Below are 24,123 nucleotides of genomic sequence, written 5' to 3'. Positions count from 1 at the left end.
ACAGGGTAAACCAGCCCTCCGGCACAATGTAGCAGGCAACAACGTGACAATAAAAGGCATAGAAAAACACACCCCTATGATGCAACAGTATTTGCGGATCAAAGCAGAGAATCCGGAAGTCTTGCTGTTCTATCGGATGGGTGATTTCTACGAACTATTTTTTGATGACGCCAAGCAGGCTTCACAGCTGCTGGATATTTCGCTGACCAAGCGCGGTTCATCCAATGGCAATCCGATCCCGATGGCTGGTGTGCCTTACCATGCAGTAGAAGGCTACCTTGCTCGCCTTGTCCAACAAGGTGTTTCTGTCGCTATCTGTGAGCAAGTGGGTGATCCGGCAACCAGCAAAGGGCCGGTTGAACGCAAGGTGGTACGTATCATCACCCCGGGAACAGTCAGCGATGAAGCGCTACTGAGCGAGCGTCAAGACAACCTGATTGCCGCTATCTACCACGAAGGAAACAAATTCGGTTACGCCACGCTGGATATTACCTCGGGTCGCTTTATGTTGACCGAACCCGAAACCGAAGAAGCGATGCAGGCCGAACTGCAACGCACCAGCCCTGCTGAGTTGCTCTACCCAGAAGATTTCGACCTGCCGGGTTTGTTCCATGGCATGAAAGGGGCACGCCGTCGCCCGGTGTGGGAGTTCGATCTCGACACTGCACGCCAGCAGCTGACCATGCAATTCGGTACCCGTGATCTGGTTGGTTTCGGTGTCGAACAAGCAGAACATGGCCTTTGCGCCGCCGGTTGCCTGATGCAATATGTCAAAGACACCCAGCGCACCGCCCTGCCACATATCCGTGCTATTACCCTAGATACCAAAGATCACTCCGTGATCCTGGATGCCGCGACCCGCCGCAACCTTGAACTAACCCAGAACCTCGCCGGTGGCTTTGATAACACCTTGGCCTCGGTACTGGATCAGACGGCAACACCAATGGGCAGCCGCTTGCTCAAACGCTGGCTTCACCAGCCTATCCGAGATCGCCAACAACTTAACGGCCGCCTTGATGCTATCACTACATTCAAGGACACCGGCCTATTTTTGGATATCGCTGGCGTATTGCGGCACATGGGCGACCTAGAGCGTATCCTTGCCCGCTTGGCCCTGCGCTCTGCCCGTCCGCGCGACCTTGCCCGCATGCGCACCGCTCTTCAGCACCTGCCAGAGCTAGCTGAAATGCTGAGTGATATCGATCAACGCCGTATCGGTGAACTGGCGGGTCTTGCCGCGCCAATGGACGAGCTGTGCGAGCTGCTAGAGTGTGCGATTATCGAGAACCCACCGGTAGTGATCCGTGACGGCGGCGTACTGGCACCGGGCTACAATGCCGAGCTGGACGAGTGGCGTGATTTGGCCGATGGTGCCACCAAGTTCCTTGAGGAGCTGGAAGCCAACGAACGCGAGCGCCATGACATCGACAGCCTGAAAGTCGGCTTCAACAATGTTCACGGCTTTTACATTCAGGTGAGCCGAGGCCAAAGCCACTTGGTACCAAGCCACTATGTGCGCCGCCAGACACTGAAAAACGCCGAGCGTTACATTATTCCGGAGCTCAAAGAGCACGAGGACAAAGTCCTCAACTCGAAATCAAAAGCCTTGGCGCTGGAGAAAAAGTTATGGGAAGAGCTGTTTGATCTGCTGTTGCCGCACCTGGAACAGCTGCAAAATGCTGCTGCGGCAATTTCCGAACTGGATGTGCTGGCCAACCTGGCCGAGCGTGCCGATACCCTCAACTATTGCCGTCCGGAGCTGACAGAAACCACCGGTATCGAGATCACTGCTGGTCGCCACCCGGTGGTCGAGCAGGTATTGAGCGAGCCGTTTATCGCCAACCCGATCTCACTCCACCATGATCGCCGTATGCTAATCATTACCGGTCCGAACATGGGTGGTAAGTCGACCTATATGCGCCAGACAGCCCTAATTGCGCTGCTGGCCCATGTCGGCTCTTTTGTACCAGCGGAAGCAGTCAAGATCGGCCCACTGGATCGGATCTTTACCCGTATCGGTGCCTCCGATGACTTGGCGTCAGGCCGCTCCACCTTCATGGTTGAAATGACTGAAACTGCAAACATTCTGCACAATGCGACGCAGAATAGTTTGGTTTTGATGGATGAAATTGGCCGTGGTACCAGTACCTATGACGGTTTGTCACTGGCATGGGCCAGTGCCGAGTGGCTGGCCGACAAGATCTCTGCCATGACCCTATTTGCCACCCACTACTTCGAGCTGACCGAGCTGCCATCGCTGATGGATGGCCTAGCCAATGTCCACCTCGATGCGGTTGAGCACGGTGACGAGATCGCCTTCATGCACGCAGTACAGGAAGGCGCAGCCAGCAAGTCCTACGGCTTGGCAGTCGCAAGTCTGGCCGGTGTACCGAAGTCGGTGATCAAACGCGCCAAGTTCAAGCTGCAGCAACTGGAAGCCAGCGGCCACCAGCAAGCGGTTGCACCTGCGAGCAAAACCCCGGTTGCCGAACAGCAGCTCAGCCTGCTGCCGGAGCCAAGCGAAGTCGAGGAAGCACTGGCGCGTATCAACCCAGATGAAATGACCCCACGCCAAGCACTTGACGAGCTGTATCGCCTAAAAGCCTTGATGTAATTGGCTATTGGCTATTGGCTATTGGCTAAGCAGGAAATAAAAAGGGATGCCACGTGGCATCCCTTTTTGATCGTAACCGGAAAAAGTCTTAAAAAAAGTGTGCCGGTTTACAGTTGTTCCTGATTGAACAGCGATTCAATACTCAAGCCCTGATGGGTCAGCATATCACGCAAACGACGTAGGCCTTCCACCTGGATCTGGCGAACTCTTTCACGAGTCAGACCGATTTCACGACCGACATCTTCCAATGTCGATGCTTCATAGCCAAGTAGACCAAAACGGCGAGCCAGCACTTCGCGTTGTTTCGGATTCAGCTCCTGAAGCCAATGAACGATAGATGTTTTGATATCATCATCTTGGGTCGACGTTTCGGGACCACCGCTCTTTTCATCAGGGATGATATCCAGCAGGGCTTTTTCCGAATCGCCACCGATAGGGTTATCTACCGAACCAACACGCTCATTAAGTCGGAGCATACGGTTGACGTCATCGACGGATTTATCCAGCTTAAGCGCAATATCTTCCGCCGTCGGCTCATGATCTAGCTTTTGTGCCAGCTCACGGGCAGTACGCAGGTAGACATTCAGCTCTTTAACGACATGGATCGGTAGGCGGATAGTACGGGTTTGGTTCATGATAGCCCGTTCGATTGTTTGACGGATCCACCATGTTGCGTAAGTTGAAAAACGGAAGCCGCGCTCCGGATCGAACTTCTCAACCGCACGGATCAAACCTAGGTTGCCCTCTTCGACCAAATCGAGCAAAGCCAGACCACGGTTACTGTAACGACGGGAGATTTTAACCACCAAACGGAGGTTACTTTCGATCATTCGCTTACGGGCGACTTCGTCACCTCGCAATGCACGGCGGGCGTAGAGGACTTCTTCCTCTGCGGTTAGCAAGGGTGAAAAACCAATTTCACCAAGGTAGAGCTGAGTCGCATCAAGAGCTTTCTGCGTAGCCCCATATTGCGACATATCGACATCATCATCACTAGCACTGACATCTTCGGCTTTGGTTTCAACAGTCGTAGATTCTGCTTCCATTTCTGCATCAAAATCAAAGTCTTCAATATCTGCAGCAGTATTGCTTCCACTCATAGCGCCTCCCAGATGGCGAGTTAGCAAGACATTACAACTTTACTATGCCATGTTGTCTATCGTGGTAAATAACGCATAGGATCTACGGATTTACCTTTGTAACGGATCTCAAAATGCAGCTTTACTGTATTTGTGCCCGAGCTTCCCATAGAAGCAATTTTCTGGCCAACCGATACCTTTTGCTGCTCCTTCACATAAACCTGGTCGTTATGGGCGTAGGCACTGAGGTAATCATCGTTGTGTTTGATAATGACCAAATTACCGTATCCGCGAAGCGCATTCCCGGCATAGACCACCACCCCGTTTGCTGATGCATTGACAGCTTGTCCACGCTGCCCGGCGATGTCGATACCTTTGTTGCCATTCTCCGAATTGGAAAACTTTGCAATCACACGCCCCTTTGACGGCCAAGTCCACTTAGCCACTTTGGTGTTGCTAGGTTGCGGCCTGGATGTAACAACTTTGTTACTTTTGGTTTTTTGAGAGTACTCTTTTGTGGGAGCCGGATCAACATTTTTATTGGCGGCTTTTTGTGCGTTTTGTTTTTGAGACACTGCGGCTTGGGCCGGTTTCTGGGAGGCAGGCTGAGCTGCTGGTTGCGCCTTTGCCGCAGGCTTTGGTTGAGCCGGTTTTGAGCTTGTTGTTTTTGTTGGTGTTTTAGCAGCAGGTGTTGCTGCTACGGCCACAGGAGCTGCCCGACCATATTGCGGGGCAACATATTTCGGCCGCCATAACTGCAACTTTTGACCAGGGAAAATGGTATAAGGCTTCGACAATTTATTACTTGCAATAATATCGTCGACATCACGGCCGGTAATATAGGAAATAAAGTACAAGGTATCGCCCTTTTGCACTTCATAGTAGCTACCACGGTAGCTACCGCGCTCGAGGCTATGGTAGTCCTTACCAAGACTCGTCACCGGCGCAGGGTTATGGTTACTGCAGCCAGATAGCATCAAGCCGGCAACTATCGCTGCCAGCTTCCACGTCCTTGCTGAAGACAACACCCCTAACATATGACCTAAGCCAACTCCCCGGCTACAAGCGGAACAAAACGTACTGCTTCAATATCGCGGTAAGCAAAGCGCTCACCTTCGCGGATAATCACTTTCAACACTTGCGAATGCTCACCGACCGGGATCACCAGGCGGCCACCATCAGCCAATTGCGTTAACAGCTCAACTGGGATTTCAGCTGCAGCAGCTGTCACGATAATGGCATCAAACGGGCCTTTACCTGCCCAGCCACGCCAACCGTCACTGTGCTTGGTCGAGACATTATGCAATTCAAGCTGCTTCAGGCGGCGCTTGGCCTGCCACTGCAACGCCTTGATCCGCTCAACGGAATAGACGTGATTAACCAGATGCGCCAGCACTGCCGTCTGATACCCTGACCCGGTCCCAATTTCGAGGATCCTTGAATCAGGCGATAACGCCATCAGCTCAGTCATCTTAGCGACAATATACGGCTGCGAGATCGTCTGCCCACAGCCAATCGGCAGAGCATTATTCTCATAAGCTTTGTGTGACAGGGCTTCATCGATAAATAGCTCCCGCGGGACAGATGCCATGGCCTGAAGCACCTTGTCATCTTTGACTCCCTGCTGGCGTAAATAGTTCAGCAAAAGCGTCCGCTCGTCCACATAGCGCATTGCGACTATTTCTCCTGTTGCTCAATCCACGTGCTCAGTCCTGCCAGCGCATCATGCGCAGTAAGGTCGACCTGCAGTGGCGTTATCGATACACATTGCTGTTCAATGGCATAAAAGTCAGTACCCGGCCCGGCATCCTGACAAGGCCCCGGAGGCCCCAGCCAGTATAGCTCCTTACCACGGGGGTCGGTTCCCTTAACCATGTTCTCGGCTCGGTGGCGGGCGCCAAGGCGAGTGACCTGCCAACTCCCCAACTCAGAATAAGCGACATCCGGCACATTGATATTTAAAATTTTATTGCTTGGCAGCGGCGCAGACTGCATTTTTTGCAAGACTTGCTTAACCACCTGCGCAGCCGTATCAAAATGCTGATCCCCAACCAAGGATACGGCAATTGCTGGCACGCCTAGAAAATGGCCTTCTGTCGCCGCAGCTACCGTACCGGAGTACAGCACATCATCACCTAGGTTGGCACCATGGTTGATGCCGGCGACAACCACATCAGGACGGTCATCGAGCCATTCATTAAGCGCAAAGTGGACACAATCTGTCGGGGTGCCTTCCACCGAGATCTGCTGTTCGCCTTCGTGGCGGATCCGGAGCGGGTTATCCAGCGTCAATGAGTTTGACGCCCCCGAGCGATTACGATCCGGGGCAACGACCGTCACCTCGCCAATCTCACTCAAGACCTTTGCCAGGGTCTTGATCCCTTCGGCAAAGATACCATCGTCATTACTGATCAGAATTCGCATAGTGTCCTTCCTGTTGTTCCAGCTCAACCATGAGCTCACGAACGACCGCCGTGGCAAAACAGCCCGCCGGAAGTGCAAAAGAAACGGTTACCGTATCGCCTTCTCGTTGCCAAGCCATGTCTTGTGGTTTCAGCAGCAACGGGCGGCGCTCATGGCGCATGCGGTTATCGCGGATCAACTTCAGCAGCAGCGGCTCTTGCTCGGCGATAGCCATTTCAAATGCTTCAGCCTGGCCACTAGTCGGTAGGGCATTATCACCCATCATCGGCGCTGTGATGAAGGCCGTGCCGTTATCTACGGCCTGTTGCCACTGTGCAACATCCGTTTCGACCAGACGATCGCGATCATCACCGTCGACGTCCAGCAGATCACCATCGATCACGGTATGGACATTCTGCTGCTCGATACGGGCTGACAGGATCATGTTGAACAGCCATGAGCGAGCTGCCGACAAGTAGAAGCTGCGCTTGCTCTTATCGCGCACGCGGAATTCATCATTGCCCCAGGCGCGGGCCTTAGTGACATTATTACCGCCGTGGCCAAAACGCTGCTCACCGAAATAGTTCGGAACACCAAGCTGCTGAACCTGCTCCAATCGGGCAATTACATCCTCAGGCTGATCAAGCTCTCGCAATGTCAGTTGGAACCAGTTTCCGGTTAAATCGCCCGGACGGAGCTTTTTATCATGGCGGGCTGTTTCCAGCACTTCAACACCCGGATGTTCAGCTACAAACTGGGTCAGGTCAGGGTCGGGTTTACCCGGTAAGTGGACACTGAGCCATTGTTCGGTCACCGCGTGGCGATCTTTCAAGCCGGCCCAGCTGACATCACGCGATTTCACATCGCAGGCTTTGGCCAGTTCATTAACCACATACTTGGTGTTTTCACCGGTTTTGCGGATCTTCACCATGAAATGCTCGCCCACACCGGCAAACTCAAAGCCAAGGTTTTCCTTTACTACAAAATCTTCAGGCTCAACCTTAATGCGGCCCTGACAGCTAGGTTTTCCATATAACCAGCTGAAGTTGTCCATTACCGTAGACATAATTACACCATTCTTTAGCAGCACCGAGATGCCAGAAGGCAGGGCCACAGGCCCTACCCGATTTATTCTTTGTTGATCAGCACTACCGCTTCACAGGCAATGCCTTCTTTGCGTCCGGTAAAACCAAGACGCTCCGAGGTGGTCGCTTTGATATTGATATTCTCAACATCGGTTTCCAAGTCCTCGGCAATCGCTTGGCACATCGCATCAATGTGCGGTGCCATTTTTGGTGCCTGGGCAATAATGGTGACATCCAGATTGCCCAAGCGGTAGCCTTTTGCTTTTACTTTGCGGTATACGTCGCGCAGCAGCATACGGCTGTCAGCGCCTTCCCACTCCGCATCGGTATCAGGGAAATGGCGGCCAATATCACCGGCGCCAATCGCACCCAGCAAGGCGTCACATACGGCATGCAGTGCAACGTCACCGTCGGAGTGGGCAATCAAACCCTGCTCATAAGGAATCGCAACACCGCCGATAATCACCGGGCCTTCGCCACCAAATTTATGCACGTCAAAGCCGTGTCCTATACGCATCATTGCTCTTCCTTCAATAAGTGTTGCAGATAAAATTCCGCGATAGCGAGATCTTCAGGTTGGGTGACTTTGAGGTTATCAGCCCGTCCCGCTACCAGCTTCGGTGACATACCGCAGTGCTCCAGGGCCGATGCTTCATCGGTCACTACCGCCCCCTCCGCCAGCGCTTTTTCCAGTGCCTGTTTCAACTGGCCTGCCCGAAACATCTGCGGGGTTAATGCATGCCAGAGATCACTGCGCTCAACGGTCACCGCGATAGCTTGCTGGCCATTGCCGCGCTTCATGGTATCGCGCACCGGAGCCGCCAGAATAGCACCACACTCACTTGCCAGTGCCCCATCAATCAGCTTTTGCAGATCCTGCTGGCGCAAACAAGGGCGGGCTGCATCATGAACCAGTACCCAGGCATCAGGGTCATCAATCGCCGCCAAGCCCGAAAAAACAGAGTCCGCGCGTTCTGCCCCGCCATCGACACGGGTGACCCTTGGGTTTTCCGCCAACGGTAAGGTTGGGAAATACGGGTCCTGCTCGCCAATAGCAACGACAACGCGCTCGATCATTGGGTGATGCAACAAACGGTCAATGGTATGTTCGAGAATAGTCTTGCCAGCAATATGCAAGTACTGTTTAGGTCGGTCTGCAGCCATCCGGCTACCGACGCCTGCAGCCGGAACGACTGCGATCATTTTATCTTTCATGGGATTCAATCACTGACAATACGGAAAAAGGTCTCACCGGTTCCGATCATGCCCAGCTCGTTACGGGCCCGCTCTTCGATTGCTTCCTGACCACGGTGCAAGTCATGGATTTCGAAATACATCTGCTGGTTGCGCTGAACCAGTTCGGCATTGGCCTGCTGTTGCACCGCGACGTTATCGCGCACCGCAAGATAGTCGACCATACCGTTTTTGCCGAGCCAGAAGTCATACTGTAACCAGCCGAGAATTGCCAGCAGCAGGAGGTTTAACAATCGCATTGCGCCCTCTTGGCAATGGTATAAGAAATTAAGCTAATCATAACAGATTGAAACACAAAGACGTGTCAAGCTGCTGGTAATAATCCCATAACTTGCACTCTGACACTAGGGGCAGTAAGCCTCCAAGCCGCTATTCGCCCATAAAAAAACCGCCCATGATGGGCGGTTTTTAGTATCAGCTCGAGTTACCCCGACGCGCAGCTTTTAATTAAGCTTGGCCTTTAACTTCTTTAAGACCGTTGTAAGGTGCTTTCTCACCTAGCGCTTCTTCGATACGGATTAGCTGGTTGTACTTAGCAACACGGTCAGAACGGCTCATAGAACCAGTCTTGATCTGGCCAGCAGCAGTACCTACCGCTAGGTCAGCGATAGTTGCATCTTCAGTTTCACCAGAACGGTGAGAGATAACTGCAGTGTAACCAGCGTCTTTAGCCATCTTGATAGCAGCTAGAGTTTCAGTTAGAGAACCGATCTGGTTGAACTTGATAAGGATAGAGTTAGCAACGCCTTTCTCGATACCTTGAGCAAGAATCTTAGTGTTAGTAACGAATAGATCGTCACCTACTAGCTGGATCTTGTCGCCTAGTAGTTCAGTCTGGTGCTTGAAGCCGTCCCAGTCAGACTCGTCTAGACCGTCTTCGATAGAAACGATTGGGTATTCTGCAACTAGGCCAGCTAGGTAGTGGTTGAACTCTTCAGAAGTGAAGATCTTACCTTCGCCTTTCATGTTGTAGTTGCCAGCTTCTTTGTCGAAGAATTCAGATGCTGCACAGTCCATAGCAAGAGTAACGTCTTTGCCTAGCTCGTAGCCAGCTAGCTCAACAGCTTCTTTGATTGCAGCTAGAGCAGCAGCGTTAGACTCTAGGTTAGGAGCGAAACCACCTTCGTCACCTACAGCAGTGCTCATGCCTTTAGACTTAAGAACTTTAGCTAGGTTGTGGAATACTTCAGCACCGATACGTAGACCTTCTTTAAGAGTCTTAGCGCCAACTGGCTGAATCATGAACTCTTGGATGTCAACGTTGTTATCAGCGTGCTCACCACCGTTGATGATGTTCATCATTGGTAGAGGCATAGAGAACTGACCAGCAGTACCGTTTAGCTCAGCGATGTGCTCGTATAGAGGCATGCCTTTAGCTGCTGCAGCAGCTTTAGCGTTCGCTAGAGATACAGCTAGGATTGCGTTTGCACCGAAGTTAGATTTGTTTTCAGTGCCGTCTAGGTCAAGCATGATCTGGTCGATTTCAGCTTGTGCTTTAGCGTCTTTACCTACTAGAGCTTCCGCGATTGGGCCGTTCACAGCTTCAACAGCTTTAAGAACACCTTTACCTAGGAAACGAGACTTGTCACCGTCGCGTAGCTCAAGAGCTTCACGAGAACCAGTTGATGCACCAGATGGTGCAGCAGCCATACCTACGAAACCGCCTTCTAGGTGAACTTCAGCTTCAACAGTTGGGTTACCACGTGAGTCAATGATTTCACGACCTAGAACTTTAACGATCTTAGACATTGTGTTTCCTCTTGCTTTATCTTCAAATTAAAAGCTAAAAAAATAGCTGCAGCCATCACTGCTACAGCTATCCGTAATCCTTACTTGTTAAGCTCACCGCGCTGGTTTGCGCCAGCCGCTTTCACGAAACCTTCAAATAGAGGGTGGCCATCGCGAGGCGTAGAGGTGAACTCAGGGTGGAACTGAGCAGCCACAAACCATGGGTGGTTCGGGATCTCGATGATTTCCACCAATTTCTTGTCTGCTGACAGACCAGAAATCTTCAGACCTGCTTTCTCAAGTTGAGGAAGTAGGTTGTTGTTTACTTCGTAGCGGTGACGGTGACGCTCATGAATCGTTGGGTTACCGTATAGTTCACGCGCTTTAGAACCTTCAGCCAAGTGACATAGCTGAGAACCAAGACGCATAGTACCGCCAAGGTCAGATTTTTCGGTACGCTCTTCAACGTTGCCTTCGCCATCAACCCACTCAGTGATCAGGCCAACAACCGGGTTCTTGGTATCAGCGTTAAACTCAGTTGAGTGAGCGCCTTCAAGACCTGCAACGTTACGTGCGAATTCAATCAATGCCACCTGCATACCCAGACAGATGCCAAGGTAAGGGATGTTGTTTTCACGGGCGTACTGTGCAGTCAGGATCTTGCCTTCTACACCACGGCCGCCGAAGCCACCAGGTACCAAGATAGCGTCAAGGCCTTGTAGCGCTTCTTCGCCTTTGCTCTCAACGTCTTGTGAGTCAACGTACTTGATCTTAACAGACAGGCGGTTCTTCAGGCCTGCGTGCTTCAGTGCTTCGTTCACTGACTTGTACGCATCTGGTAGTTCGATGTACTTACCCACCATACCGATAACAACTTCGGCAGTTGGGTTAGCTTCTTCGTAGATCACCTGTTCCCACTCAGAAAGATCAGCTTCCGGTGCAGTAATGCCGAAACGCTGACATACCAAGTCGTCAAGACCCTGAGCCTTGATAAGCTGTGGGATCTTGTAGATGGAATCTACGTCTTTCATGGAGATAACTGCTTTTTCCTGAACATTACAGAACAATGCAATCTTGGCACGTTCGTTAGCAGGGATCATACGGTCAGAACGACATACAAGGATGTCTGGCTGAATACCGATAGAAAGCAGCTCTTTTACAGAATGCTGGGTTGGCTTGGTTTTCACTTCGCCAGCCGCTGCCAGGTATGGTACTAGTGTCAGGTGCATGAACATAGCGCGCTCGCGGCCCAGTTCAACTGCTAGCTGACGGATAGCTTCCATAAATGGTAGAGATTCGATATCACCTACTGTGCCGCCAACTTCGACGATAGCAACGTCGTGGCCTTCTGCACCAGCAATAACACGCTCTTTGATGGCGTTGGTGATGTGTGGGATAACCTGAATCGTTGCACCTAGGTAGTCACCACGACGCTCTTTACGCAGTACATCAGCGTAAACACGTCCCGCAGTGAAGTTGTTGCGCTTAGTCATCTTGGTACGGATGAAACGCTCATAGTGACCTAGGTCAAGGTCAGTCTCTGCACCGTCTTCCGTTACGAATACTTCACCATGCTGAATCGGGCTCATTGTGCCTGGGTCAACGTTGATGTAAGGGTCTAGTTTCATCATGGTCACTTTCAGACCACGTGCTTCTAGAATAGCCGCCAGCGATGCAGCAGCAATACCTTTACCTAGTGAGGATACGACCCCGCCCGTAACAAAAATGTAATTCGTTGTCATGTTTTACCTGGAAGATTGGTATAGAGGATATAAAAAGTATCTGGACGGGAAATTAGTATACCAGACACACTTTATTGCCACAACGTGAAAACTATCACAGCACGTTTGGTTTTTTTTTGTTTCAAATCAAATCTACTAAACTAGGTGACTATCCTTTGACCATTCCTTCGTGCGAGCGCTACTATCCTCTCCACCTAGCCTACTTTGTCTTCAGCTCGTTTTGCTTGACCTCATCCCAGATCGCATCCAGATAATCCAGCGAGCAATCGTCAAGGCGCTTTCCTCTTTCTAGCACAGTTTTCTCCACTTCGCGAAAACGGCGCTCGAATTTTTGGTTAGCTCGCTGCAGGGCGACTTCCGGTTTGACCTGGACATGACGGCTGAAGTTGGCGACAGCAAACAGCAAATCCCCCATTTCTTCTTCGATCTTAGCCTGATCAGGTGACACTTGGATGACTTCCTCCATCACCTCTTCAATCTCTTCCTGGACCTTGTCGACCACTGGCCCCAAGGTGTCCCAGTCAAAGCCATGTTTAGCACACCGCTTCTGGATTTTATCGGCTCGAGTCAATGCCGGCAGCGCCCGCGGAATGTTGGCAAGGACACTGCTATCCTCCCCTTTAGCTGAACGCTCCTTGGCCTTTTCTGCTTCCCAATTGGCGTTGATGTCCGCCTCGCTGGCAAACTCGGTATCAGAAAAGACATGGGGATGGCGACGGGTGAGCTTTTCGTTGATCCCCAGCACCACATCATCAAAATCAAACAGCCCCTGCTCCTTGCCGAGCTGGCTGTAAAAGATCACCTGAAACAACAAGTCACCCAACTCTTCTCGGACATCATCCCAATTCTGCTGCTCAATCGCGTCAGCCACTTCGTAGGCTTCTTCCAAGGTATGCGGAACGATGGTGGCAAAGGTCTGTTTCAAATCCCACGGGCAGCCATTGTCCGGATCACGTAGCTTGGCCATGATCTCCACCAGTTGTTCGATAGGACGCTGTGATTTACTCATTGGTTTCTTCTCTATGTGCAAAAGAAAAAGCGGCAGCCTCGGCTCCCGCTTTTGTCGTCAATTTTAATAGTGCTTAATGTAGCCTTTTCGCCTCGGCGACGTCTCTCACCTGCTCGATGCGCTTGAGTACCCGGCCCAGCACTTCCAGATCAGTCAGCTCGATATCGAAGTCCATGATCGACATCTGTTTCTTGTAGTCGACCCGGCTCTTCATCCCCGCGACTTTGACCTTCTCGTTAGCCAAGGTATTGGTCAGCTCTTTAAGCAGACCATTACGCTCTGCCGCCGTCACCCTTACCGTGATATGGTAGTTGCCAACAAAGCCGCCGCCCCACACCGTATCGATAATACGCTCAGGCGCAACATGGCGGAGCTCTTCAAGCTGCTCACAGTCACTGCGGTGAACCGAAATCCCGCGCCCCTGGGTGACAAATCCCTGAATATCATCACCCGGAATTGGCTGGCAACAGCGGGCAAGGTGGGTCATCAGATTATCAACCCCTTCCACCACCACGGCATCACGCTGAGGCTTCTTGGTAGTAGCCGGTTTGCTGCTCGCTTCGGTCAGTTTCTCAAGCAGTTGCTGATCTTCTTCCTCGGCGGTTGGTTTGTTGACCAAGGCATTGATGTGGTTGATAACCTGGTTGATACGCAGGTCACCACTGCCGATACCGGCAAACAGTTCATCGGCCGAATTAACATTGAAGCGCTTGAGGGCATAGGCCTCGGCATCCTTCATGGTGGCGCCGATTTTGACCAACTCGATTTCCAAGATCTCGCGACCGGCCAAGATATTCTTGTCGCGATCTTGCTTACGGAACCAAGCATGGACCTTGGAGCGTGCGCGGCTAGAATTCACAAACCCCAGATTCGGGTTCAACCAGTCGCGTGACGGGTTCGGCTCTTTCTGAGTGATGATCTCTACCTGATCACCCATCTGCAGGTTATAGGTAAACGGAACAATACGTCCCTCAACCTTGGCACCAATACAGCGGTGGCCGACTTCCGAGTGGATGTGGTAGGCGAAATCCAACGGCGTTGCATCAAGCGGCAAATCGACAACATCACCTTTTGGAGTAAAGGCATAGACACGGTCATCAAATACCTGGCTACGCAACTCTTCGAGCATCTCGCCCGAGTCGGACATCTCTTCCTGCCAGGCAAGCAGCTTACGCAGCCAGTTGATTTTCTCGTCGTAGGATGACTTGGCGCCGCCTGAAGATGAACCGCTTTCCTTGTACTTCCAGTGGGCCGCAACCCCCAGCTCCGACTCTTCGTGCATCTGCTTGGTACGGATCTGGATCTCAATGGTTTTGCCTTCCGGCCCCAGCACCACAGTGTGGATTGACTGGTAGCCATTAGGTTTCGGGTTGGCGACATAGTCGTCGAATTCTTTCGGCAAGTGGCGGTATTTGGTGTGGACGATACCCAGTGCGGCGTAGCAGTCCTGGATTTCATCAGCGATGATCCGCACCGCACGGACATCGAACAGCTCGTCGAACGCCAAGCTCTTCTTCTGCATCTTGCGCCAGATACTGTAGATATGCTTCGGACGCCCCTGCACATCGGCTTTGATAGCCGAGGCTTTCATGTCATCGGCCAAGTCCGTCACGAAGTGCTCGATGTATTGCTCGCGGTCAATACGACGCTCAGAAAGCTGTTTAGCAATCTGCTTGTAGGTCTCCGGGTGACGGTAGCGGAACGCGTAGTCTTCAATTTCCCACTTGAGCTGACCGATACCCAGGCGGTTGGCCAGCGGCGCATAGATGTTGGCACACTCTTTGGCTGCCGCCCTACGCACCTCATCCGGCTCGTCTTTCACTTCGCGAAGATTACAGATCCGCTCGGCCAGCTTGATCACCACGCAGCGGAAGTCATCGACCATCGACAGCAGCATACGGCGAATGTTATCCACCTGTGCTGACTGCTCAGCGCCCTCCTTGGTAGCGTTGAGCTGACCGATGGCCGCCATCTGACCAACGCCAGTGACCATCTGCAAAATTGTATTGCTGTAGTCTTCCTTGAGCTGCTCTGGGCTGTATACGCCGGCTTCCACCAATGGGAACAGCAAGGCTGCCACCAGCGTATCTTTGTCCATGCTGAGCGTTACCAGGATCTCGACCATCTCGCGGCCGCGCCATAGCAATAATGACGCGCGCTCGTCCTCTGTCGTTAAATCGATACATCGCTGATAGGTCTTGGCCAGATGCTTGGTGACCTTGGCATCTTGCTTCAGGCTATCAACCCACGAAGAAAGCTCGAATGTATCATTTTCCTTTAAATGCGCACCGCGAACTGCGACCATTTTTCTATCCTGTTTACTCTAGTAATGTGAGCCTATCGCTTGATAAATAACGCCATCGACTCCAAATGTCCGGTGTGAGGGAACATGTCCATTATACCCAACCGTTCCAACTGATAACCTTGCTTCAGTAATACCTGGCTGTCTCGTGCCAGCGTTGCCGGATTACAGGAGACATACACCACCCGCTCTGGACCCAAATTTACCACGTGCTGCATAACACCAGCTGCACCGGCCCGGGCTGGGTCGAGCAAAACCTTACTGAATTTTTCTTTTGCCCACGATTTTGTCGTGACATCTTCTTCTAGGTTCGCTTGATAAAACTCAGCATTAACCTGTTGATTCTTTTTTGCATTCTCTGATGCACGATGCACCATCTCGTCGACGCCTTCAACACCAACCAGTGCTTTTGCTCGCTTTGCGAGCGGTAAACTGAAATTACCAAGCCCACAGAATAGATCAAGCACTCGATCATCAGGTCCGACAGCCAACCAGTCCATGGCCTGCGCCACCATCTTCTGGTTCACCTCGCGGTTAACCTGGATAAAGTCTTTCGGCGAGAAAACCAGCTCTAGGCCATCCAACTCATAATAAGGTGCTGGCCCGGAAATGCTATCAAGAGCATCAGAAGTGGGCGCCAGGTACAACATTAACTGGTGTTGGTCAGCAAACTGACGGATGGCGGTCATGTCTTTGTCAGAAAACGGCTGCAGATGGCGGATCAGTACCACCCGGCCGTTATCGGCCTCTACCAGCTCGACATGGCCAAGATGCTTACGGCCTTTCAACTGAGATAACAGAGTTCGCAATGCCGGTAAAAGTTCATTCAATGATTGCGCCAGCACCGGACAATGTTCGACATCGACGATTTCCTTGCTCTGCTTCTTGCGAAAGCCAACCTTCAGCTCACCGCCTTTTGGCATAATGCTCAGGCGGGCACAGCGGCGGTATTGCCATTCATCACTGGTGATAGGTGTCACCTGCTCGACCTGCTCACCGGTACGGGCAAATTTGCCCATCAGCTCGCCCAGCGATTGCTGTTTGGCTGCCACCTGACCCTGATGGGATAAATGCTGCAAGTTACAACCGCCACACTGGTCATAGATAGGACAGGCAGGCGCAACACGCTCTTCGCTGTCACTGAGGCGACGGATCACCTTGGCACGGGCAAACTGCTTTTTGTCTTCCGTCAGCTGGATGATTGCCTTCTCCCCTGGCAATACCCCCTCGACAAACACCGGCTTGCGGTCGAGGTGGCCGATACCGGCACCAAGGTGGTCGAGCCGGCTGATGGTGATTTCTTTATGCTTGGTATCGGTTAATTTTCGTTTCTGAGGCTTAAAAAAGCGTGCCATAGTAATTGGACCCACGGAGCAATTTGCCCAAACTGGTGATTTCAACAACAGTTTGGGATGAGTTGATTGTCGAATAGCCTGACTTTCATTAAGCTAGCGGCCATAGATGGGATAATTGTCCCATAGAATCGCATTCTTGTAATTAAGAGAACCATGACCAAATATGGACTTCGTGCCAGGGTATTCACCCTGACATTAGCACCGACGCTGATTATTGGCCTGCTTTTAAGCGCATTTTTTACCATGAGCCGATATCGCGATCTTGAACACCAGCTTATCTCGACCGGTGCCAGCATTATCGAGCCTTTGGCGATCTCCACCGAATATGGCATGGCCGATCAAAATCGCGAGGCCGTGCGCCGGTTGATCAGCTATGCCCATCGCAAGCATTCGCAAATTGTACGCAGTATTGCGGTCTTCAATACCAAGAACGAACTGTTCGTGACCTCGAACTTCCACCGTAATTTCGAGGCGCTGATGTACCCAGACGATCAGCCAATCCCGCTGTTGCTGGAAACCCGGCTCAATGAAAACTCGCTGATCCTGCGTGCGCCAATCCTCAAGGAAGGCCAGTTCAGCAACTCGTCTGTCCCAGGCTACCAGGCCGAAACACTTGGCTACATCGCGCTAGAACTCGACCTGAGTGCCCTGCGTCTGCAGCAATACCAAGAAGTATTCACCGCCCTGATGGTGCTGCTATTGGGCCTAACGCTATCATCACTGTTTGCCTACCGACTGATGAAAGACGTCACCCGCCCTATTTCGCACATGGTGAGCGTGGTTGACCGGATACGCCGTGGTCACCTTGATGTCCGTATCGAAGGCCAGCTGCTGGGCGAGCTCGATACCCTGAAAAACGGCATCAATGCGATGGCGATTTCGCTGTCGGAATACCATATCGAGATGCAGCAGAGCATCGATCAAGCAACATCCGATCTGCGTGAAACACTCGAACAGTTGGAAATCCAGAACGTCGAGCTGGATATCGCCAAGAAACGGGCGCAGGAAGCGGCAAGGGTGAAATCCGAGTTCCTGGCCAACATGTCGCACGAGCTGCGTACCCCGCTCAACGGTGTTATCGGCTTTACCCGCCAGATGCTCAAGACCCGTCTCAGCACCAGCCAGCAAGACTATTTGCAGACGATCGAAAAGTCGGCCAACAACCTGCTGACTATCATCAACGACATTCTCGACTTCTCCAAGCTGGAAGCCGGTAAGCTGTTGCTTGAAAACATCCCATTCGACTTTACCGAGTCCCTTGATGAAGTGATGAAACTGCTGGCCCCAAGTGCCCATGAGAAAGGCCTGGAGCTGACCCTCAAAGTCGATCACCGTATTCCGAGCGGCATGATTGGCGATCCGCTCCGTATCCAGCAGGTACTGACCAACCTGATCGGCAACGCGGTGAAATTTACCGAGCGCGGCAACATCGATGTCTCGGTTGAGCTCAAGACCGAACGCGATGAGAGCCTCGAGCTGCAGTTTATGGTGCGTGATACCGGTATCGGTATTTCTGAGCGCCAACAAGCCCAGCTGTTCCAGGCCTTCAGCCAGGCCGATGCCAGTATTTCCCGCCGCTATGGCGGTACTGGCCTAGGCCTCGTCATCACCCAGAAACTGGTGAGCCAAATGGGTGGTGAAGTCAGCCTGACCTCGCGCCTGCATCAAGGCTCAACCTTCTGGTTCAGCCTGCGCTTGAACAAGACCGATCTACCGGTATCGCAGCCAATCGACACCCACTCGCTGATGAACAAGAAATTGCTGCTTATCGAGCCGAACATGCAGGCAGCATCGGTGATCCAGCAACGTTTGATCCGCGCCGGTATCCATGTCACGTACCGCTCAAGTATGCCGGATGATGCAGAGCAGCATGACTTTGCCCTGCTCAACCTGTCTCCGGGCGAACAGCCACCTATCGCCACCTTGCTTGATCAGGTCTTCAAGGCCGAGCAGCTGAGTGAGAAAGTCATCGTCAGCCTGCCGACCACCGAGCTGGCACTGTCCGAGCGTCTGATCAATGCCGGGGTAACCTCCTGCTTGCCGAAACCACTCGGTCACCGCAAGCTGTTCGAAGCGCTGGTCAGCGAACCGGATCCGTTCAGCGAGCCAGAGCCACAGCCTATCACCACCGAAGCACCGAACATCCAGCCACTGACCGTCATGGCGGTCGATGACAACCCGGCCAACCTCAAGTTGATCTCCGCCTTGCTGTGCGAGCGGGTAGAAACAGTGATCACCGCCAGTGGCGGCCGCAAAGCGGTGGAATACGCCCACCAGAAAGAGTTTGATCTGATCTTCATGGATATCCAGATGCCGGAAATGGACGGCGTGACAGCCTGTCAGGAAATCCACAAAACCGATCTCAACCACTCGACACCAGTGATTGCCGTTACCGCCCATGCCATGGCCGGTGAACGCGAGCGCCTGATTGAAGCGGGGATGGATGATTACCTGACCAAACCAATCGAAGAGCGGATCCTGCAGCAGATTCTCGCCAAATGGACCACGCCACACGACAAGCCAATACTTGAACTCGATGCGCCAGCACCTGAGCCTGCGGAAGCAGAAGAAGGCAAGAGTGAGGCACCAGCCCCAGTAAACAGCAATGTCAGCTGGGACTGGGAACTGGCCTTAAAACAGGCCGCAGGCAAGGAAGAGTTGGCCAAGGATATGTTGCAGATGCTGCTCGATTTCATGCCGGAAGTAGAAATGCTGGTCAACGAAGCCCTCGACGGGAAGGATATCGAGCTGTGGCCGCCAATCCACAAGCTTCACGGTAGCTGCGCCTATAGTGGCGTACCGCGCCTCAAGAGCCTGTGTCACACCATCGAAACCGAACTCAAGGCCGGTGCCAGCACCGACGATATCGAGCCTGAGCTGTTCGAGCTCATCGACGAGATGAACAACGTGGTTAAGGCGTCGAAGGCTTATAGGCATTAGGGCTATGGGCTATGGGCTATGGGCTATGGGCTATGGGCTATGGGCTATGGGCTATGGGCTATGGGCTATGGGCTATGGTGATATGACTCCCGTAAAATAGATACACTTTGAAAAAAATCCCCGATAAATCGGGGATTTTTTATTGAAGCTTATATCTTGTGGGCTGGAGGTTCACTTTAACAACCTATTGCCAATAGCCTCTTGCCACGGACCGGAGAGCTAGCTCTCCAATACCACCGTCGCCACCGCGTACTTCTTCTCGTCGGCAATGGTCAGGTGGACATGGTTAACGCCCATCGCGGCGGCGAGTTCAGCCGCCTTGCCCGATAAGGCTAGCAAGGGTTTGCCGCGCTCGTCGTTAGTCACGGTAAAATCGTGGAAAGTGACCCCACAAGCAATGCCAGTGCCCAACGCTTTCGAGGCGGCTTCTTTGACCGCAAAACGCTTGGCCAAATAGCGCCCCTGATGCTTGAGCGACTGGTAGATCTCGTATTCACTCGGAGCCAGTAGGCGCTGGGCAAAGGCATCACCGGTACGAGCGAAGGCTTTCTCCACCCGCTCGATATCAGCAATGTCGGTTCCCAAGCCAACAATGGCCATTAGCGGCGGGCACTCAGCATTTCTGCACGCATATCGGCAACCGCTTTCTCCAAGCCGTCAAATACCGCGCGGCCGATAATAGAGTGGCCGATGTTCAACTCGTACAGCTCTGGCAGTGCCGCAATCGGCTTCACATTGTGGTAAGTCAGGCCGTGGCCCGCGTTAACTTTAATACCCTGATCGTCAGCGTAGCTCGCAGCCGCAGCGATTTTCTTAAGCTCGGCCTGCTGCTCTTCTTCCGTCTCGGCATCGGCGTAGTGACCAGTATGCAGCTCAATGTAAGGTGCACCACAGGCAACCGCGGCATCAATCTGGGCACGGTCGGCATCAATGAACAAAGAAACCTTGATACCAGCTTCAGTCAGGGTGGCGGTTGCCGCTTTGATTTTCTCCAGCTGGCCTGCCACATCCAAGCCGCCCTCGGTAGTCAGCTCTTCACGCTTCTCAGGAACCAGGCAAACAAACTCAGGCTTGGTATCCAGCGCGATCTGAACCATCTCATCGGTTACCGCCATTTCCAGGTTCATGCGGGTCTGGATGGTCTCACGCAGAATGCGCACATCGCGATCGGTGATGTGGCGACGGTCTTCACGAAGGTGGATGGTAATACCGTCTGCTCCGGCACGCTCAGCTACCTCGGCTGCGTGCACCGGATCAGGATAACGGGTGCCACGTGCATTACGCAGAGTCGCAATATGGTCGATATTCACGCCGAGTAAGATGTTGTTCATTTTCCGGTACTCCTTCCTCTAGGGATAAACAATTCCCTGCTTTTTAATGGCTTGCCGCCCAGATAGGGCTTTAGGGCGATACGGGTGAAACGCTTGGCAGCCCGGAGCTGATCTGGGCTCTCAAACCGCCTAGCGGCTATCGCCTTTAGTTGTTCACCGGTGAAGGTCAGCTGGCCGACCGTCAACGAGGCAATAAATCCCCGTTGTTCCCGATAGTTATAAGTCATGGTGTCATCCACCGGCAGGCCACTGCCCGCACAATGGAGGAAGTCCACACCATAGCCGAGATGATCCAGCAAAGCCAGTTCAAAACGGCGCAGTGCTGGCTCTGGATTCTCCGCCTGTGCCAGCTCGCGCAGCACATTCAGGTAATCCAGAAACAACACGGGGTAAGGGGTATCGGTTTCCAGCACTCGCGCCAGCAACTCGTTGACATACATAGCCGAATACAAGATATAGCTGCGCATCGGCAGGCCGATACTAATCGGTTCGGCATGGGTTAATACGGGCATGGTGCCCTTGCCGGACCATTTCATGAAGAGCGGGGTAAAAGGCTGAAGCGCCCCTTTGAGGTTGGAGCGCTTGCGTCGCGCCCCCTTCGAGAGAAGGGTAAGACGGCCCGAGTCCTCGCTGAAGACGTCGAGGATCAGGCTCGTCTCGCTATAAGGACGAGTATGAAGGACAAAACAACGCTGAAGCCCTTCCATTCGCTACCTTATAGATCGTCAATATAGCCCAAGCTACGCAGGGCACGTTCGTCATCCGCCCAACCGGATTTCACTTTTACCCACAGCTCAAGGTAAACCTTACGCTCGAACAGATCTTCCATGTCGATACGGGCTTCGCGGCCGATGGTCTTGATCTTGTCACCACCCTTGCCGATCACCATTTTCTTCTGGCCTTTACGCTCAACCAGGATCAGGCCATTGATATCAAAGCCATCGGTGTCCGGGTTGTAGTCAAAACGCTCGATTTCCACCGTGATTGAGTAAGGAAGCTCATCACCGGTAAAGCGCATCAGCTTTTCACGGATGATTTCAGACGCCATGAAGCGCTGGGAGCGGTCGGTTACATACTCTTCAGGAAAGTAGTATTCGCCTTCAGGCAGGTGTTCACGAACAATCTTTTCAACCGCATCAATGTTGGTGCCGTGCTTAGCCGAAACCGGTACGACATCAACAAATTCCATCTTGCTGGATAGCTCCTGCAAGTGTGGGAATAGCTCGTGCTTGTCTTTGACGTTATCGACCTTGTTGACCAACAACACGGTACGCAAACCTGACTTGGCCAGCTTGTTAAGGACCATCTCATCGTCTTTGGTCCACATGGTACCGTCGACCAAGAACAATACCAGCTCAACATCGGTCAGCGAGCTGCTGGCAGCACGGTTCATCAAACGGTTGATAGTGCGCTTTTCTTCGATGTGAAGACCCGGAGTATCCACGTAAACGGCCTGGTAACCGTCACGGGTATCGACACCCATGATGCGGTGACGCGTAGTCTGGGGTTTACGCGAAGTGATAGAGAGCTTCTGGCCTACCAAACGGTTCAGGAGCGTCGATTTGCCAACGTTCGGGCGACCGACGATGGCAATAAAACCACAATGTTGCTTATCTGTCATGATTCCAACTGCTTAAGTGCAATTTCTGCCGCTGCCTGCTCTGCCTTGCGCCGACTGCCGCCTTTACCGATAACAGGTTTCTCCAAACCTGCCACTTCACACTGCACCGTAAACTCTTGGTTGTGTGCCTCACCATGTACCTTAGTCACAGTATAAACTGGCAATGGCTGGCGACGCCCCTGCAGGCATTCCTGCAGACGGGTTTTTGGATCTTTCTGGTTGATGCCCGGCTTGATCGTTTCAAGGCGAGACTGATACCAACGCAGCACAATGCCGCGGACATTTTCGATATCGCTATCAAGGTAGATAGCACCGATGATTGCCTCGACACAGTCAGCCAGGATCGAATCACGGCGGAAGCCACCGCTTTTCAGTTCACCCGGGCCTAGCAGCAAGTGATCACCCAGGTCGAACTCACGGCCCAACTCTGCCAATGTCTTACCACGAACCAAGGTAGCTCGCATGCGGCTCATATCGCCCTCGTCCACCGCCGGGAAGCGGTGGTAAAGGTCGTCAGCGATCACGAAGCTGAGGATCGAGTCACCCAAGAACTCAAGGCGTTCGTTGTGTGTCCCGTTGGCACTGCGGTGTGTCAGTGCCAAAGTCAGCAAGTCTAGATTGTTAAATTGGTAACCCAGCTTACGCTGAAGTCTATTTGCAGGAGTGGTCATTTTTTCCCGATCAGTTTATGCCACCGATGCGACTGAATCGCACACCGGTAGGAATCCAAGATGGAAGTGCACTGTCAGCACCTCGTTCAAACTCAAAGCTGATCCAGATCCCGACCGCTTTGCCTACTAGGTTAGCTTCAGGTACGAAGCCCCAGTAACGGCTATCTGCACTGTTGTCGCGGTTATCACCCATTACGAAGTACTGGCCTTCCGGTACTACCCACTCGCTGACACCCGGACGTGGCTGATACGCCAATGTGCGGTCACGCTTAAGTGGATGAACCAGAATTTGGTGCTCATGCTCGCCCAATTGCTCGTTGAACTGCACCAAACGGGTCATGCCCTGACTAAATTCGCTATCGGTCATCTCTGTCAACGGTACTGGCTTACACTCGTTCGACCCTTTCGCTGCCACACATATCTGCTTATGGGCACTGTAACGAACGGTATCGCCCGGCAAGCCAACAACACGCTTGATGTAATCGATGTTTGGTTGAGGCGGGTACTTGAATACCACGATATCGCCGCGTTCTGGCTCGCCAGTTTCTACCATTTGATGGCGGAAAACCGGGTCTTTCAGACCATAGGCAAACTTCTCAACCAGAATAAAATCGCCAACCAACAAGGTCGGCATCATCGAACCGGATGGGATCTGGAACGGCTCATAAATAAATGAGCGAAATACCATAATGAGCGCGATCACCGGAAACATCGAACTGGCAGATTCTACCCAGCTCGGTTGCGGTGCCACGGCCTGTAGGGTTTTGGCATCCACCTGATCGCCGGCATTGGCTGCCGCCGCTTCAATTTTCAATTGACGTTTTGGCGCCCAGATAAATTTATCCAAAGCCCAAATGATCCCGGTGATCAATGTTGCCAGCACCAGGATAAGCGAAAAAGTATTTGCCATTATCTTCCCTACTTATATCAACTACCGAGCAAACCGTTACGGCCTATGCCATTACAGCCCACTCGATATAACAATGCAG

At 52.5% G+C, this 24,123-nt stretch carries 21 protein-coding genes; 2 read left to right on the top strand and 19 right to left on the bottom strand.

Annotation, left to right across the window (positions count from 1 at the left end):
- Positions 1–43: 43 nt before the first annotated feature.
- Positions 44–2,614, top strand: a complete 2,571-nt coding sequence (gene mutS, locus ACXAD4_RS02535; protein WP_475242691.1) for a DNA mismatch repair protein MutS — start codon at positions 44–46, stop codon at positions 2,612–2,614.
- Positions 2,615–2,721: 107 nt separating this feature from the next.
- Here mutS and rpoS read toward each other — a convergent pair whose 3' ends face one another.
- The 13 genes from rpoS to rlmD all read right to left on the bottom strand — a co-directional run bounded on the left by rpoS (position 2,722) and on the right by rlmD (position 16,571).
- Positions 2,722–3,714 carry an RNA polymerase sigma factor RpoS gene (rpoS, locus tag ACXAD4_RS02530; RefSeq protein ID WP_475238444.1) on the bottom strand — a complete coding sequence of 331 codons (993 nt, stop codon included), beginning with the start codon at positions 3,712–3,714 and terminating at the stop codon, positions 2,722–2,724.
- Between the two features lie 56 nt (positions 3,715–3,770).
- Positions 3,771–4,730 carry a peptidoglycan DD-metalloendopeptidase family protein gene (locus tag ACXAD4_RS02525; RefSeq protein ID WP_475238443.1) on the bottom strand — a complete coding sequence of 320 codons (960 nt, stop codon included), beginning with the start codon at positions 4,728–4,730 and terminating at the stop codon, positions 3,771–3,773.
- Positions 4,731–4,735: 5 nt separating this feature from the next.
- Complete coding sequence (locus ACXAD4_RS02520; protein WP_475238441.1) at positions 4,736–5,365, bottom strand: protein-L-isoaspartate(D-aspartate) O-methyltransferase; 630 nt, start codon at positions 5,363–5,365, stop codon at positions 4,736–4,738.
- Positions 5,366–5,370: 5 nt separating this feature from the next.
- Complete coding sequence (gene surE / locus ACXAD4_RS02515) at positions 5,371–6,117, bottom strand: 5'/3'-nucleotidase SurE (RefSeq protein ID WP_475238439.1); 747 nt, start codon at positions 6,115–6,117, stop codon at positions 5,371–5,373.
- Positions 6,098–7,162, bottom strand: coding sequence for a tRNA pseudouridine(13) synthase TruD (truD, locus tag ACXAD4_RS02510; protein ID WP_475238437.1), 1,065 nt, complete (start codon positions 7,160–7,162; stop codon positions 6,098–6,100). Before truD ends, surE begins: the two co-directional genes overlap by 20 nt.
- 62 nt (positions 7,163–7,224) lie before the next feature.
- Positions 7,225–7,698 carry a 2-C-methyl-D-erythritol 2,4-cyclodiphosphate synthase gene (ispF, locus tag ACXAD4_RS02505; RefSeq protein WP_475242690.1) on the bottom strand — a complete coding sequence of 158 codons (474 nt, stop codon included), beginning with the start codon at positions 7,696–7,698 and terminating at the stop codon, positions 7,225–7,227.
- Positions 7,698–8,396 carry a 2-C-methyl-D-erythritol 4-phosphate cytidylyltransferase gene (ispD, locus tag ACXAD4_RS02500; protein WP_475238434.1) on the bottom strand — a complete coding sequence of 233 codons (699 nt, stop codon included), beginning with the start codon at positions 8,394–8,396 and terminating at the stop codon, positions 7,698–7,700. Before ispD ends, ispF begins: the two co-directional genes overlap by 1 nt.
- 5 nt (positions 8,397–8,401) lie before the next feature.
- Positions 8,402–8,674, bottom strand: coding sequence for a cell division protein FtsB (gene ftsB / locus ACXAD4_RS02495; RefSeq protein WP_317524333.1), 273 nt, complete (start codon positions 8,672–8,674; stop codon positions 8,402–8,404).
- A 208-nt stretch (positions 8,675–8,882) separates the two neighbouring features.
- Positions 8,883–10,184 (bottom strand): phosphopyruvate hydratase, encoded by a 1,302-nt coding sequence (gene eno / locus ACXAD4_RS02490; protein WP_044622522.1) that lies wholly within the window; start codon positions 10,182–10,184, stop codon positions 8,883–8,885.
- A gap of 80 nt (positions 10,185–10,264) precedes the next feature.
- Complete coding sequence (locus ACXAD4_RS02485; protein WP_044622521.1) at positions 10,265–11,905, bottom strand: CTP synthase; 1,641 nt, start codon at positions 11,903–11,905, stop codon at positions 10,265–10,267.
- A gap of 199 nt (positions 11,906–12,104) precedes the next feature.
- Entirely contained in the window at positions 12,105–12,914 is an 810-nt protein-coding gene (gene mazG, locus ACXAD4_RS02480) for a nucleoside triphosphate pyrophosphohydrolase (protein ID WP_475238430.1), read from the bottom strand.
- Between the two features lie 73 nt (positions 12,915–12,987).
- Positions 12,988–15,219, bottom strand: coding sequence for a GTP diphosphokinase (gene relA, locus ACXAD4_RS02475; protein WP_475238429.1), 2,232 nt, complete (start codon positions 15,217–15,219; stop codon positions 12,988–12,990).
- Between the two features lie 32 nt (positions 15,220–15,251).
- Entirely contained in the window at positions 15,252–16,571 is a 1,320-nt protein-coding gene (rlmD, locus tag ACXAD4_RS02470; RefSeq protein WP_475238426.1) for a 23S rRNA (uracil(1939)-C(5))-methyltransferase RlmD, read from the bottom strand.
- 153 nt (positions 16,572–16,724) lie between these two features.
- On the opposite strand from rlmD, the gene barA reads away from it, so the two are divergent.
- Positions 16,725–19,511: a two-component sensor histidine kinase BarA gene (gene barA / locus ACXAD4_RS02465; protein WP_475238424.1), complete on the top strand. Its 2,787-nt coding sequence runs from the start codon at positions 16,725–16,727 to the stop codon at positions 19,509–19,511.
- A gap of 219 nt (positions 19,512–19,730) precedes the next feature.
- On the opposite strand, the gene acpS is transcribed toward barA, so the two are convergent.
- Genes acpS through lepB form a run of 6 tightly spaced genes read right to left on the bottom strand, consistent with a single transcriptional unit; the run spans position 19,731 to position 24,044 of the window.
- Positions 19,731–20,111, bottom strand: a complete 381-nt coding sequence (acpS, locus tag ACXAD4_RS02460; RefSeq protein ID WP_317524325.1) for a holo-ACP synthase — start codon at positions 20,109–20,111, stop codon at positions 19,731–19,733.
- A complete protein-coding gene (pdxJ, locus tag ACXAD4_RS02455; RefSeq protein ID WP_044622515.1) occupies positions 20,111–20,842 on the bottom strand; it encodes a pyridoxine 5'-phosphate synthase in 732 nt (243 codons plus the stop codon). Before pdxJ ends, acpS begins: the two co-directional genes overlap by 1 nt.
- Positions 20,839–21,549, bottom strand: a complete 711-nt coding sequence (recO, locus tag ACXAD4_RS02450; protein WP_475238421.1) for a DNA repair protein RecO — start codon at positions 21,547–21,549, stop codon at positions 20,839–20,841. The genes pdxJ and recO overlap by 4 nt, the downstream gene beginning before the upstream one ends.
- Positions 21,550–21,557: 8 nt before the next feature.
- Positions 21,558–22,463: a GTPase Era gene (gene era, locus ACXAD4_RS02445; protein ID WP_317524321.1), complete on the bottom strand. Its 906-nt coding sequence runs from the start codon at positions 22,461–22,463 to the stop codon at positions 21,558–21,560.
- Positions 22,460–23,134 (bottom strand): ribonuclease III, encoded by a 675-nt coding sequence (rnc, locus tag ACXAD4_RS02440; protein WP_107300919.1) that lies wholly within the window; start codon positions 23,132–23,134, stop codon positions 22,460–22,462. Before rnc ends, era begins: the two co-directional genes overlap by 4 nt.
- Before the next feature lie 10 nt (positions 23,135–23,144).
- Positions 23,145–24,044 (bottom strand): signal peptidase I, encoded by a 900-nt coding sequence (gene lepB / locus ACXAD4_RS02435; protein ID WP_475238418.1) that lies wholly within the window; start codon positions 24,042–24,044, stop codon positions 23,145–23,147.
- Positions 24,045–24,123 lie beyond the last annotated feature (79 nt).

Source organism: Photobacterium sp. AWH4_225 (assembly GCF_056158405.1).
Note: the sequence above shows the minus strand (reverse complement) of the source record. Positions and strands in the feature narration are given on the sequence as shown.

What these genes read in the sequence shown, in the direction of transcription:
- mazG (WP_475238430.1), bottom strand. Translation starts at nt 12,914, where the DNA reads ATGAGTAAATCACAGCGTCCTATCGAACAACTGGTGGAGATCATGGCC.
- eno (WP_044622522.1), bottom strand. Translation starts at nt 10,184, where the DNA reads ATGTCTAAGATCGTTAAAGTTCTAGGTCGTGAAATCATTGACTCACGT.
- rpoS (WP_475238444.1), bottom strand. Translation starts at nt 3,714, where the DNA reads ATGAGTGGAAGCAATACTGCTGCAGATATTGAAGACTTTGATTTTGAT.
- acpS (WP_317524325.1), bottom strand. Translation starts at nt 20,111, where the DNA reads ATGGCCATTGTTGGCTTGGGAACCGACATTGCTGATATCGAGCGGGTG.
- surE (WP_475238439.1), bottom strand. Translation starts at nt 6,117, where the DNA reads ATGCGAATTCTGATCAGTAATGACGATGGTATCTTTGCCGAAGGGATC.
- ACXAD4_RS02520 (WP_475238441.1), bottom strand. Translation starts at nt 5,365, where the DNA reads ATGCGCTATGTGGACGAGCGGACGCTTTTGCTGAACTATTTACGCCAG.
- pdxJ (WP_044622515.1), bottom strand. Translation starts at nt 20,842, where the DNA reads ATGAACAACATCTTACTCGGCGTGAATATCGACCATATTGCGACTCTG.
- ispF (WP_475242690.1), bottom strand. Translation starts at nt 7,698, where the DNA reads ATGCGTATAGGACACGGCTTTGACGTGCATAAATTTGGTGGCGAAGGC.
- rnc (WP_107300919.1), bottom strand. Translation starts at nt 23,134, where the DNA reads ATGACCACTCCTGCAAATAGACTTCAGCGTAAGCTGGGTTACCAATTT.
- ACXAD4_RS02485 (WP_044622521.1), bottom strand. Translation starts at nt 11,905, where the DNA reads ATGACAACGAATTACATTTTTGTTACGGGCGGGGTCGTATCCTCACTA.
- era (WP_317524321.1), bottom strand. Translation starts at nt 22,463, where the DNA reads ATGACAGATAAGCAACATTGTGGTTTTATTGCCATCGTCGGTCGCCCG.
- truD (WP_475238437.1), bottom strand. Translation starts at nt 7,162, where the DNA reads ATGTCTACGGTAATGGACAACTTCAGCTGGTTATATGGAAAACCTAGC.
- ftsB (WP_317524333.1), bottom strand. Translation starts at nt 8,674, where the DNA reads ATGCGATTGTTAAACCTCCTGCTGCTGGCAATTCTCGGCTGGTTACAG.
- ispD (WP_475238434.1), bottom strand. Translation starts at nt 8,396, where the DNA reads ATGAAAGATAAAATGATCGCAGTCGTTCCGGCTGCAGGCGTCGGTAGC.
- rlmD (WP_475238426.1), bottom strand. Translation starts at nt 16,571, where the DNA reads ATGGCACGCTTTTTTAAGCCTCAGAAACGAAAATTAACCGATACCAAG.
- lepB (WP_475238418.1), bottom strand. Translation starts at nt 24,044, where the DNA reads ATGGCAAATACTTTTTCGCTTATCCTGGTGCTGGCAACATTGATCACC.
- barA (WP_475238424.1), top strand. Translation starts at nt 16,725, where the DNA reads ATGACCAAATATGGACTTCGTGCCAGGGTATTCACCCTGACATTAGCA.
- recO (WP_475238421.1), bottom strand. Translation starts at nt 21,549, where the DNA reads ATGGAAGGGCTTCAGCGTTGTTTTGTCCTTCATACTCGTCCTTATAGC.
- ACXAD4_RS02525 (WP_475238443.1), bottom strand. Translation starts at nt 4,730, where the DNA reads ATGTTAGGGGTGTTGTCTTCAGCAAGGACGTGGAAGCTGGCAGCGATA.
- relA (WP_475238429.1), bottom strand. Translation starts at nt 15,219, where the DNA reads ATGGTCGCAGTTCGCGGTGCGCATTTAAAGGAAAATGATACATTCGAG.